Genomic DNA, 12,707 nt, shown 5'->3' with positions numbered 1-12,707 from the left:
GTTTCAAAATATTATAAGAAGTCTTTGATTTTATCACGTTTACCGCGGTTGCGCAATTTAGTAAGCGCTTTACCTTCAATCTGACGAATACGTTCACGTGTAACATTGAAATGTTGACCAACTTCTTCCAATGTACGAGGCTTACCATCCTTCAAACCAAAACGTAAAATCAATACTTGTTGCTCACGATCAGTTAAACATGTAAATACATCTTCAATCTGCTCTTGCAATAAAATATAGCTAGCTGCATCGTCTGGAGCAATTGCATCTTGGTCCTCGATGAAGTCCCCTAAATGGGAATCTTCCTCTTCACCAATCGGAGTTTCCAAGGATACTGGCTCTTGGGCGATTTTTTGAATTTCACGCACCCGCTCTACAGTAATTCCCATACCTTCAGCAATTTCTTCTGGCAATGGCTCACGACCCTTGTCTTGCAACAATTGTCTAGAAATACGAATCAATTTATTAATTGTTTCTACCATATGTACAGGAATACGAATCGTACGAGCTTGGTCTGCAATAGCACGCGTAATTGCTTGACGAATCCACCATGTAGCATACGTTGAAAATTTATAACCTTTAGTATAATCGAATTTATCTACCGCTTTAATCAGACCTAGGTTACCTTCTTGGATCAGATCCAAGAACAACATACCGCGACCTACATAACGTTTCGCGATACTTACAACTAATCGCAAGTTAGCATCTACCAATTTTTTCTTAGCCTTTTTGCTAAGTTGAATATCTTTATATGTAGCATCCTCTTGTGCACCAGCTTCGATTTGCTTAGCTAATACGATTTCTTCGTCAGCTGAAAGCAATGGTACGCGACCAATCTCTTTTAGGTACATTCGTACAGGGTCATCGATATTAACACCAGAATCAACACTTAAATCGATAGAAATTTTCTTCTCGCTAGAAACTTCGTCTTCATCTTCATCCGTTTCAATTGTATGACTATCTGTATCATCAGCATCAATATCTGCCACAATCTCTACATTCAATTTACCCAAAGTCGTATAAATATCATCTAATTGTTCCGCAGTAATTTCCGTCTGCTCATGAAGAGCATCTGAAATCTCGGATTGTGTCAACACACCGCTCTTACGGCCTTTTTCAAGAAGTTGCTCAACAATCTCCTCTATTTGACTTTTTTGTACTTTCTTAGCCACAGCGCTCTCCTTTTTAACCATTAATGATTTACTTAGACCATTCTCTAATTAAATTCTGTATTTCCTGACACTTATGTAATTCGCTAATAAACGTCGAATCTCCTGCTCGTTTTAATTGATCCGCCATAATTGAATGCGCTTTATACTGTTCACGCAATGAATGGAGCCTTATCTTACGGATTAATGCAGGCACTTGTACCTTATATTCATCGTCACTCATGACGACCAACCTAGAGTAAATATCGTATTCTTGAGAAGATAAAACAGATTGAATTGCAGTTTCATCTAGACGACCTTCGGACTTATACAAGGTGAATAGCTTTTCTATTATACCTCGATATTCAATTTTTTCAAAGTCCTCTAATGGCAAATAGCTCATCATATGTTGTAATACTTCGCCATCTGTGAAAGCTAAAGACAATAATTTTTCCGCATCCCCCTTTGGTAAATCCTGTGTTGGCAAAGGTGTTGATGCAGTATCCACTAATTTAATTTGTCCTTTTTTCACATAATCTCTAAAGTATCTAAAAATAGTACTATTATCAAGCCATAATGGCAATGCCAATGTTTTTAAAGCATCATCTCTCTGTGTTTGACTATCTATATTTGCAATATATGGGAAAACATCTGCCATAACAGCCTGCTTCCCTTCTGTATCATTTGTATCGTGTTTAATCAAAGACTCACTTAATAGATAATCAAGAGGTTTAACAGCTTTAGCAACTAACTCCTTAAATGCCTGTCCCCCATGATTACGCACATAATCATCTGGATCTTTGCCGTCTGGCATGGCAAGGACACGCACCTTAAAATCCGTATTTTGCAATAATTCAATAGCCCTAGCAGCCGCTTGACGACCAGCACCATCCATATCATAAGCTAACACGATTTCTTCAGCCTGCCTCATCAAGATATGCCCATGATCTCTTGTATAAGCAGTCCCCAATGATGCGACTACATTAGTAACACCATGATTATGAGCGGATATAACGTCCATATAGCCTTCTACAAGAATAGCTTGTTTTTCCTCACGAATAGATTTATAAGCCTTATCAAAGGCAAATAAGAGTTTACCTTTTTCAAAGATTGATGACTCTGGAGAGTTTAAATATTTTGGTGTACTATCATCCATAACGCGTCCACCAAAAGCAACTACTCGCCCTTTACCATCCATAATAGGGAACATAATTCTATTTCTGAAGAAGTCATAAAATTGACCCTTTTGGTTCTTTCGGACAAGATTCAACTCTAAAAGAATGGAATCATCAATGCCACGCTCATGAAAGGCACGATATAACTTATCCCAACCATCAGGAGCAAAACCAAGCTTAAATGTTTCTATGGTCTCTTGTGTGAGCCCTCGCTTTTTTAAATAATCTAATCCCACTTTACCAATAGACGTTTGAGTGAGACAGTTATGGAAAAAAGTAGCCGCTAAATCAGAAGCTTCATATAGTTTTTTGCGTCTTTCATCTCTAGCTCTTTGCTCAGGTGAAAGTTTCGCCTCTGGCAATGGAATATTAGCTCGATTAGCTAGCCGCTCTAGAGCTTCTACAAAGGTTAAATGCTCTAATTCCATAAGAAATTTAATAGCATTTCCTGATGCATGGCACCCAAAGCAATAATAAAAACCCTTTTCAGGGGCTACACTAAAGGATGGCGTTTTTTCATTATGAAATGGACAACAACCCCAATAGTTCTTGCCGCGTTTCTTTAAGGCTACATGCTCGGATACAACTGACACGATATCATTAGCATCTTTGATTTGTTCAATCAACTCATTTTCAAAATATCGGCTCATAGCCAACGCCTCCTTCCCCATATATATATTAATTCTATATACAAATAAAAAATCCTCTATTTGTAAAACATTTTAATCAATTAAATTATAAAAAAAATATAAATAACTTGATACGAATCATAGGAATCATCATCTACAATGTAATGTACATGATGATTCCTACACGCCGTATATAGCAATATGTAATTACCGAAACTTTGATAACAATAGGCTGCAATGATACCATTGCAGCCTATACTTATCGCTTATAGCATATTATTTTGCGTAATCCACAACGCGAGTTTCACGAATAATTACGACCTTAATTTGGCCTGGATATTCAAGTTCTGACTCGATGCGTTTTACGATATTCCGAACAAGTAATGTAGACTCAGCTTCATCAATCTTATCCGGTTTTACTACAACGCGAATCTCACGACCGGCTTGAATAGCAAAACATTTTTCAACGCCTTCGAAGGATTCAGCGATTTCTTCCAATTTAGATAAACGTTTTAAGTAGTTTTCTAATGTTTCTCGACGTGCTCCTGGACGGGCAGCAGAGATAGCATCAGCGGCAGCTACTAATACAGCTTCTACGGTTTGGAACTCTTCATCACCATGATGAGCACCAATACAGTTAATTACTGCTGCACTTTCACGATATTTACGAGCCACATCAACACCGATTTGAACATGAGAACCTTCAAGTTCACGGTCTAATGCTTTACCAATATCATGAATCAAACCACCTCGTTTAGCCAAAGTTACATCACAGCCTAGTTCAGCTGCCATTAAACCTGCTAAATGAGATACTTCAATGGAATGTTTCAATACGTTTTGACCATAACTAGTACGATATTTCAAACGGCCTAAAATCTTAACAATTTCAGGATGTAAGCCATGAACATCAGCTTCAAATGTCGCTTGTTCACCAGCCTCTTTAATGGTTTGGTCCACCTCTTTACGAGCTTTACCAACCATTTCTTCAATACGAGCTGGATGGATACGACCATCTACAATCAATTTTTCCAGCGCAATACGAGCCACTTCACGACGAATTGGATCGAAGCCAGAAAGAATAACTGCTTCTGGTGTGTCATCGATAATCAAATCAATACCTGTTAATGTTTCGAGTGCACGAATGTTACGGCCCTCACGACCGATAATGCGCCCCTTCATTTCATCATTAGGCAATGCCACTACGGATACGGTAGTTTCCGCTACATGGTCAGCTGCACAACGTTGGATAGCAGAGGAGATAATTTCTTTCGCTTTTTTCTCCGCTTCATCCTTAGCTTGCTGCTCCATTTCCTTAACCATAATCGCCGTTTCATGACGGATTTCTTGTTCCACATTCGTTAACAAGATATTTTTTGCTTCTTCGAACGTCATGCCAGAAATACGTTCCAATTCTGCCATTTGTTTTTCATACAAAGCTTCTACCTTTTCACGGCTTTGGGCTAAGTCAGCTTCTTTGCGATGTAAAGCTTCCTCTTTGTGCTCAATATTGTCTAATTTTTTATCCAAAGATTCTTCTTTTTGAAGAATACGACGTTCCATACGTTGAAGTTCAGAACGACGATCTTTATTTTCTCGTTCTACATCAGAACGGAGCTTATGAATTTCTTCTTTCGCTTCTAATAAAGCTTCTTTCTTTTTAGACTCAGCTGTGCGTTCACCATTTGCAATGATGCGAGCAGCCTCTTGTTCAGCTTGATTCAGTTTTCCTTCAGCAATATTTTTTCTTAAAAAATAGCCTACCCCTAGTCCAATCAGTACCATTACCACTGCAATTAGACTATACTCTAAAATTTCTTTCACCTCCTTTTTATTTCTCAAAATTGAGCTTTCATGCTCCTTTTTATGCCCTTTATGCATTAAATCATCAATTAGCCATATCATCATATAAATAAATAAGGCTATTATTAATTTTAGACTTCAAAGCCCTTTCTGTCAAGATTTTACAAGCCTACCCAGGCCTCTCAAAAAGCAGAATTTATTCATAAAAATCATTGCATACAACTTGAATTGTGCTTGTTGAGAACCCCCTGTATTTGAGAAAACTAAAAACTTTTACCCGAGGAGTCTTCTCTTCATTGAGAATAGATCCAAATTTTTTCTCTACCACCCGATAAGCAGCTTTTACCTCATCATAAGCAGAAATTTCTTGAGGAATCGCAAGTCCTCGAAGTTTCATTTTTTGCTTAATCATATAAACACCGTATTTCTGTTCTTTCATCAAATAGGCTAATACCTGCTCAGATAAACGTTCATCATTAATGTAATCATAATCTCTAAGGCGCTCAAGGACCCTCTCAATGATAGGGTCCTCGAATTGTTTACGTCTCATTTTCTGCGTCAGCTCATAAGAACTAAGGAAGCGCTGAGCTAGGAAGCGATACGCTTGATCCATAGCAGCTTGCATCGTTTCGTCACTCATGATTATACTTCTTCAGTTACTTCTTCACCGATTACATCGATTTCTTCAGTGCCAACAGCCAATGTATCACGAATAATGCGATCGATTTCATCAGCTATTTGTGGATTCTCTAACAAGTATTGTTTAGCCGCTTCCTTACCTTGCCCCATACGTTCCCCATTATAGGAGTACCAAGCACCAGATTTATTAATAATTTCCATATTTGTACCAATATCAATAAGTGTGCCAGTTTTAGAGATACCTTCGCCATACATCAAATCAAATTCAGCTGTCTTAAATGGAGGTGCCACCTTATTTTTGACAACTTTGACTTTTGTTCGAGCGCCAACATTTTCGTTGTTTGCTTTAATTAATTCCCCTTTACGAACATCAAGTCGTACGGAAGAATAGAATTTCAACGCACGACCACCAGTTGTTGTTTCAGGATTACCGAACATAACACCTACTTTTTCACGCAATTGGTTGATGAAGATAACAACTGTTTTAGATTTACTGATGATACCAGTCAATTTGCGCAAAGCTTTACTCATCAAACGTGCTTGTAAGCCTACGTGAGCATCGCCCATTTCGCCATCGATTTCCGCTTTAGGGACCAAAGCCGCTACGGAGTCAACTACAACGATATCTACTGCACCACTGCGAACAAGAGCTTCTGTAATTTCTAGAGCTTGTTCTCCATTATCTGGTTGAGAAATCAACAAATTATTGATGTCTACCCCCAAGTTGCGAGCATATACAGGATCCATCGCATGCTCCGCATCAATAAATGCCGCAATACCACCTTGTTTTTGAGCTTCTGCTACAGCGTGAAGAGCCACTGTTGTTTTACCAGAAGATTCTGGACCGTAGATTTCAATTACACGGCCACGAGGGAAACCACCTACACCAACAGCAATATCGATAGCAAGAGAACCAGAGGAAATCACCTCTACATTCATGCGATCTGCCGCTTCACCAAGACGCATAATAGCACCTTTACCAAAATCTTTTTCGATTTGTTTTAACGCGTTATCCAACGCTGCTTGTCTGCCATCTACAGCCATTATTTTATTTCTCCTTTTCTGTTATATAAGTATAAATATAGTATAGTGCTAGCTCTGCCGCACTTTGTCTAATATCTTCTCGATTGCCAATTAAATTAGCTTTATGGGCCACTGTGCCATGTGGACCAGTAACACCAAACCACACTAGTCCAACGGGCTTTTCTTGAGTTCCTCCACCAGGACCGGCTATCCCCGTTGTAGAAACAGCATATGTTGTTTGGCCAACAGTTCGTGCCCCCTCTGCCATAGCCTTAGCCACTTGTTCACTAACAGCGCCATATGTATCTAACATATCTTGTGGTACACCTAAAACACGATGTTTCACATCATTACTATACGAAATGACACCACCCATATAGTACTCACTACTGCCACTGACATTAGTCAGTAATTTACCAACCAATCCTGATGTACATGATTCAGCAGTACTAATAGTACTATGTTCCTCTAACAAGGTTCGACCTAATGTTTCCTCCATAGAAATCGTTAAGTTGCGACCTATGCGAGAGCCTAAGCGTTCTCGTATGATTGCATCCCAAGGATTAAGCAGGTCTTGGGCCGCTTCTAATGTTTCAGCCTTAGCAGTGATGCGAACCTCAATGTAGCCCTTTTTAATGAGCAAAGCTATGGTCGGATTAGATTGCTTCTTAATTAGATCCATCAAGGTGCTTTCTAAATCAATTTCACGAATATCATATACGCCATAACGATAGGATGTAACAACACCTTGAGAACCAAATCGGCCATTTAAATAAGGAACTACGCTCTCTTGGAACATGCCCTTCATTTCTCCAGGAGGACCTGGCAGAAGTATGTATGTAGTATCTCCATCTTCAACGACGACACCGGGAGCAACTCCAACAGGGTTATATAATACCTTCGCCCCTTCTGGTAATTGTGCTTCTCGCCGACTCGCATCAGGTATAGTACGGTTTACACTTTTAAAGAATCTTTCAAGCTCATTCATGGCCTCTTGATTAAGCACAATAGGTCTGCCAATTGAATCGGCAAGTACATTACGTGTAATGTCGCCCTGCGTAGGTCCTAGCCCACCAGTACTAATAACGATATCAGCCCTTGTACTAGCGAGCTGAAAAACTTCAGCCATCCGTTTCGGATTATCACCTACCACCGATTGATGGGCAATGGTATATCCTAATTTATTTAACTCTTGTGCTAGCCATGATACATTTGTATTTACTGTATCACCTAGCAATAATTCTGAACCTGTAGAAATAAGTTCTACAATCATCAGATCACCTCCACAATCGAATATATCGAACTGTGCATTATTCTACAACTGTAGCTACTACATCATAAGCAAAGCCTTGCTCTACTTGTACCTTAAGAATATCACCAGGTTGAATGTCTTCACCGCAATCTTCAATGTACATATTACCATCTACATCAGGTGCTTGAGATTTCAATCGACCTTTTGCAAGCAAGGTGTTATTCTCGCCTTCTTCGATTTCCTCTACCATCGCATAATCAATGGTACCTTCTAAATTGCGATTATTCTCTTCAGAGATAGCAGCTTGGATGGACATAAGAACGTGATAACGCTCTTCTTTGACCTCTTCTGGTATTTGGTCTTCACGAGCACCAGCTGGTGTACCATCTTCTTGAGAATACGTAAATACGCCCATATTATCGAATTTGATTTCTTTTACAAAGTCACAAAGTTCCTCAAATTGTTCATCTGTTTCACCAGGAAATCCAACGATGATAGAGGTGCGCAATGTAATATGAGTCGGTGCATTTCTAATCTTCTTAAGCAAGCGCTCAATATCATTGCGATCGTCTCGGCGATTCATTTGTTTCAAAATATCGTTATTAACATGTTGCAATGGAATATCTACATATTTACAAAGCTTTGGCTCATTAACGATAATATCTAACAATTCATCAGAGAAAAATGTCGGATATAGGTATAGCATGCGAATCCATTCTATGCCTTCTACAGTTGTTAATTCTTTTAACAATGTCGTCAATAATGGTTTACCAGCATTAAGGTCGATACCATAGCTCGTTGTATCTTGAGCGATAAGGACAACTTCCTTCACCCCGGTCGCAGCCAATCGTTCCACTTCAGCCTTAATAGACTCGATAGTACGACTACGGAATGCACCGCGTACCTTAGGAATAATACAGAATGTACACCCGTTATTACAGCCTTCTGCAATTTTTACATATGCACTATAACGAGGTGTTGTTTGAATACGAGGCATGCGCTCATCATAGATATTCGTAATATTTTCCATAATACAACTGCGATTGCCGTGCTCAATAGCATCAACGGCTACCATAACTTGATCCCATGCACCGGTACCGATTAATGCATCAATTTCAGGAATTTCTTGGAATAATTCATCCTGATATTGTTGGCTAAGACAACCTGCTACGATAAGGCCCTTACAAGCACCATCTTCCTTATATTGAGCAACCTCAAGGATGGTATTAATAGACTCAGCCTTAGCTTTTTCAATAAAAGTACAGGTATTTACAACGATAAGATCTGCTTCGCTTAAGTCTTCTGTAATCGAATAGCCATTATCTCGCAATAAGCCTAACATTACCTCTGTATCTACTAAATTTTTAGCACAACCTAGGCTAACATATCCTAATTTTTTCCCCATTCCATATCCTTTCGTCACTAGATTCTTTTTATTTATTTCTTGGATTTATACAACTGACTTAGTCCTTACGGAATCGTACCTGGCTAACCCAATGATTTAACAATAACTTTTTACCTTCTAGGGTATAACCACCATTCACAGGCCATAATACTAAATCATGTCCCATAGAATCTTTTGGCTCATCCATCTCAGGATTAGTAAATATATAGGTAAAATTCTTTTCTACCATATATTTCGCTGTTTTAGAAGATAGTAACCAATTAATAAACTCTACACTATCTGCCTTATGTTTTGAATTTTTTAAAACGGCAGCACCAGTCACATAATAAGACGTACCATCTTTAGGATAAATGACCTTAATTGGATACCCATGATGACTATATTGTGCCGCATCAGACAAGTTACCAATACCAATATTTGTCTCCCCTAGCGCAGTTAGTCGTATTGGAGTAGACAAAAATTTAGCATGTTGAACCACATGGGGCTTCAAACTATATAAGTATTCAAGAGCCTCTGGTTCCCCTTTATACTCTACCATATTATATAGCAAATTGGCCGCATTCTGAGATGCTACAAAATCGGTCATAACGATAGACCAATCACCTTGTTTTCCCAATGTATCCCATGTAGTAATATATTTACCAATGCCATTATGGAAGGTATCATTCTGAACAAATACGATGGGATCGTACCAAATACCAACCCAATAGCCATTTGGATCCTTTAGATTATCACGTACCTCGTCAATACGTTCATTGACGATGGGCATATATTTACCTGCATTGGCACCAATTACGAGATTATCTTCAGAAGTTAGCACCAAATCACCAGAAGTATCAGCCACTGTAGAAGCCGACCGTTGCGACATTTGTTCCTCTGTAAGAGGCATTACAGTGACTTTTACCTTTTGTTCCTCTTCATAACGCTCAGCAAGCATAGCTGTCAAAGTATTAGGTAAGTCCGTATAGACTATAATTTCACCACGAATAGGCTCTTTGGCCTGTTCTATTTGTTCTTGTTGGTAAAAGTTTATGCCATAGATCAACATTCCTACCACAAATAATGCTAAGATGCTCGGAGCAATCCATCGTTTCATATATGCCTCCCATAAGACATAAAGTATCTTAAAATGAGAGTAGCTAGAGCTACTCCCTACATGTAACGACCACCAAAACTTTTATTAGATGTACGAACTTTAGTCACATCTCTACTACGCCTTTTTCCAGTCTGGTATCGATTCCTAGATTCGCAACCTCGTTTGCCATTACGAGATTTACTAGATTGGCTAATACGCTTAGAATTTCCACCAATTGGTCGGGGTGGAATTAAACATTCTGGGCCAAAGCCAATTAAATCACGTCGATTGGCTTCTATGAGAGCCTCTTTAACAAGGTCATAGTTTTCAATATTTTTAAACTGCATCAATGCGCGCTGTTTTGCTTTATCTCGACCCTTTTTAGCAACATATACAGGTTTTCCATCTAGTGGATTAATGCCCGTATAATACATACAAGTAGAAAGGCTACCTGGCGTAGGAATAAAATCCTGTACTTGCTCTGGATACATATGGTGATCTCGTAAAAATTCCGCTAATTCAATAGCATCCTCTAGGGCACAACCGGGATGAGAGCTCATAAAGTACGGCACTAAGTATTGTTTTTTACCAAGCTTTTTATTTGCCTCTTCAAACCAAGACTTAAAGGTTAAGAATTCTTCTTTACCAGCTTTCCCCATCATATTGGTAACCCGTTTAGATACATGTTCTGGAGCTACCTTTAGCTGCCCACTTACGTGAAACTCGCAAAGTTCCCGTACAAAGTCTTTATTGTTATCGGCTAGTACATAGTCATAACGCAAACCAGAACGAACAAATACCTTTTTTACACCTTTTAGTTTACGTAATTTACGCAGTAAAGCAATATAGTCATCATGATTTGTATTCAAGTTTTCACAAGGCTCTGGAGCCGCACAGGTACGCCCTTTACAAGCACCATAAACAGCCTGTTTATCACAAGCTAGATGGCGGAAGTTCGCCGTAGGCCCACCTACATCGTGGATATATCCCTTGAAATTATCCATGTTGATCATCTTGTGTGCTTCGTCAATCAAAGATTCATGACTACGATTTTGGATAATACGACCTTGGTGATTCGTGATAGCACAGAAAGAACAACTGCCAAAGCAACCTCGTTGGCTCACAAGGCTAAATTGAACTTCACTTAATGCTGGCACACCACCCTTATCATCGTATTTAGGATGCCACTTTCGAGTATATGGCAAGTTATAGACACCATCCATTTCATCCTGCGTCAACGGCAATGCAGGCGTGTTTTGAATGAGATATCGATCACCATGTTTTTGGACTACAATACGACCATAGAACGGATCTTGTTCATCATATTGAATGCGAAATGCATCGGCAAAGTCCATCTTATCCGCCTTAATAGCTTCATAAGACGGGCACTCTACATAGTCAATGGTTGGAATCTCCTTTGCCATGTAGCAAATACCACGTATCGACGGCAAAGACTCTTTAAATCGGCCTTGATCTAAGGCATCGGCTAGTTCAATGATTTGAAGCTCTCCCATACCATAGACGAGTACATCGGCCTTAGAATCTACTAAGATGGATCGACGCACCGTATCTGACCAATAGTCATAATGACCAAAGCGGCGCAAGGACGCTTCTATACCGCCAATGATAAGAGGTACATCACTGTAAGCCTCCTTCATGCGGTTAGCATATACCAAGGTAGCACGATCTGGACGATGACCTGATTCACCACCTGGAGAATAATCATCTTGACGGCGAATTTTCTTTGCTGCCGTAAATTTATTGAGCATTGAATCTAGATTTCCTGCCGTAACAAGGGATGCTAGACGTGGTTTACCTAGTTTTTTGAAAGCCTCTACATCATTCCAATCTGGTTGATCTATAATGCCTACACGATAACCTTTGGATTCCAAGTATCTACCGATAACCGCAGGCGCAAAGGATGGATGGTCCACATAAGCGTCCCCACTGATGAGAACGAAATCTAATTCAGCCCAACCACGTTCCTTCATATCCGAAGGTTCTGTTACTAAAAATCTATCCATTGATTGTGTAAATGCCTTTCTATCATGCCTAATCAGATACTAGAACAGGAATAACCATAGTAAAAATAATGCCATACAAACTAAAATAATCCCTAAAATAATGCGTTCTTGTACAATAGAGCGTTGACGTTTTCGTTGACGCGTTTCTAAGGACATACGCTTTTTAGATGTTTGGTATTCAACAAACTCACTTTGTACCAAATTAGGAGTTGCTTGAGCCTTCCGTCTTGTAACAGAACGTAAAGAAAAGGTATCTATGTCCCCTACTTGGCCCTGATATACTTTTACCAAGCGATCTCCATCAAGATCTAAGTAGTTACCATAGTTTCGAATAAAACCTTTTACGTAGACTTGACCAGGAATGATATCATAGTTGCCATCTTCGATAGCCTCTAAATAGGTTGTTTTAATGTGCAGCACTTGCTCCACATCTTTAAAGGTTAGATTACGTCTTACCCGTTCACGTCGTAATTCTTCGCCTAATTCAGCCATTTTCGTTCCTTTCTAAATCTACGTAATATTCATATAGTAATTAGC

Annotated in this window: 10 protein-coding genes; all 10 read right to left on the bottom strand. The window is 39.2% G+C overall.

From position 1 onward, the window contains the following. Positions 1 to 11: 11 nt before the first annotated feature. Positions 12 to 1,172, bottom strand: a complete 1,161-nt coding sequence (gene rpoD / locus E7A03_RS00520) for an RNA polymerase sigma factor RpoD (RefSeq protein ID WP_004696398.1) — start codon at positions 1,170 to 1,172, stop codon at positions 12 to 14. 28 nt (positions 1,173 to 1,200) lie between these two features. Further along, complete coding sequence (dnaG, locus tag E7A03_RS00515; RefSeq protein WP_316073555.1) at positions 1,201 to 2,973, bottom strand: DNA primase; 1,773 nt, start codon at positions 2,971 to 2,973, stop codon at positions 1,201 to 1,203. Between the two features lie 255 nt (positions 2,974 to 3,228). Next, positions 3,229 to 4,830, bottom strand: coding sequence for a ribonuclease Y (gene rny / locus E7A03_RS00510; protein WP_004696400.1), 1,602 nt, complete (start codon positions 4,828 to 4,830; stop codon positions 3,229 to 3,231). Between the two features lie 118 nt (positions 4,831 to 4,948). Then, a complete protein-coding gene (locus E7A03_RS00505; protein ID WP_287552294.1) occupies positions 4,949 to 5,392 on the bottom strand; it encodes a regulatory protein RecX in 444 nt (147 codons plus the stop codon). A gap of 2 nt (positions 5,393 to 5,394) precedes the next feature. Continuing rightward, positions 5,395 to 6,435 (bottom strand): recombinase RecA, encoded by a 1,041-nt coding sequence (gene recA, locus E7A03_RS00500; protein ID WP_004696404.1) that lies wholly within the window; start codon positions 6,433 to 6,435, stop codon positions 5,395 to 5,397. A 4-nt stretch (positions 6,436 to 6,439) separates the two neighbouring features. Further along, positions 6,440 to 7,687: a competence/damage-inducible protein A gene (locus E7A03_RS00495; RefSeq protein WP_287552292.1), complete on the bottom strand. Its 1,248-nt coding sequence runs from the start codon at positions 7,685 to 7,687 to the stop codon at positions 6,440 to 6,442. Between the two features lie 37 nt (positions 7,688 to 7,724). After that, positions 7,725 to 9,071: a 30S ribosomal protein S12 methylthiotransferase RimO gene (gene rimO, locus E7A03_RS00490; protein ID WP_287552291.1), complete on the bottom strand. Its 1,347-nt coding sequence runs from the start codon at positions 9,069 to 9,071 to the stop codon at positions 7,725 to 7,727. 58 nt (positions 9,072 to 9,129) lie between these two features. Continuing rightward, complete coding sequence (locus E7A03_RS00485; protein WP_101928404.1) at positions 9,130 to 10,167, bottom strand: ABC transporter substrate-binding protein; 1,038 nt, start codon at positions 10,165 to 10,167, stop codon at positions 9,130 to 9,132. A gap of 56 nt (positions 10,168 to 10,223) precedes the next feature. After that, on the bottom strand, positions 10,224 to 12,170 hold the full coding sequence (locus E7A03_RS00480; RefSeq protein ID WP_287552287.1) for a YgiQ family radical SAM protein: 1,947 nt from the start codon (positions 12,168 to 12,170) through the stop codon (positions 10,224 to 10,226). 39 nt (positions 12,171 to 12,209) lie between these two features. Next, positions 12,210 to 12,662 carry a helix-turn-helix domain-containing protein gene (locus E7A03_RS00475; protein WP_004698676.1) on the bottom strand — a complete coding sequence of 151 codons (453 nt, stop codon included), beginning with the start codon at positions 12,660 to 12,662 and terminating at the stop codon, positions 12,210 to 12,212. Positions 12,663 to 12,707: the final 45 nt, after the last annotated feature.

The organism is Veillonella parvula, from assembly GCF_032472435.1.
In the GTDB taxonomy this organism is placed as follows: domain Bacteria; phylum Bacillota; class Negativicutes; order Veillonellales; family Veillonellaceae; genus Veillonella; species Veillonella parvula_N.
The sequence above is the reverse complement of the archived record's forward strand: the minus strand, read 5'-3'. Positions and strand labels throughout refer to the sequence as shown.

What these genes read in the sequence shown, in the direction of transcription:
- dnaG (WP_316073555.1), bottom strand. Translation starts at nt 2,973, where the DNA reads ATGAGCCGATATTTTGAAAATGAGTTGATTGAACAAATCAAAGATGCT.
- recA (WP_004696404.1), bottom strand. Translation starts at nt 6,435, where the DNA reads ATGGCTGTAGATGGCAGACAAGCAGCGTTGGATAACGCGTTAAAACAA.
- E7A03_RS00475 (WP_004698676.1), bottom strand. Translation starts at nt 12,662, where the DNA reads ATGGCTGAATTAGGCGAAGAATTACGACGTGAACGGGTAAGACGTAAT.
- E7A03_RS00480 (WP_287552287.1), bottom strand. Translation starts at nt 12,170, where the DNA reads ATGGATAGATTTTTAGTAACAGAACCTTCGGATATGAAGGAACGTGGT.
- rny (WP_004696400.1), bottom strand. Translation starts at nt 4,830, where the DNA reads ATGCATAAAGGGCATAAAAAGGAGCATGAAAGCTCAATTTTGAGAAAT.
- E7A03_RS00495 (WP_287552292.1), bottom strand. Translation starts at nt 7,687, where the DNA reads ATGATTGTAGAACTTATTTCTACAGGTTCAGAATTATTGCTAGGTGAT.
- E7A03_RS00505 (WP_287552294.1), bottom strand. Translation starts at nt 5,392, where the DNA reads ATGAGTGACGAAACGATGCAAGCTGCTATGGATCAAGCGTATCGCTTC.
- rimO (WP_287552291.1), bottom strand. Translation starts at nt 9,071, where the DNA reads ATGGGGAAAAAATTAGGATATGTTAGCCTAGGTTGTGCTAAAAATTTA.
- E7A03_RS00485 (WP_101928404.1), bottom strand. Translation starts at nt 10,167, where the DNA reads ATGAAACGATGGATTGCTCCGAGCATCTTAGCATTATTTGTGGTAGGA.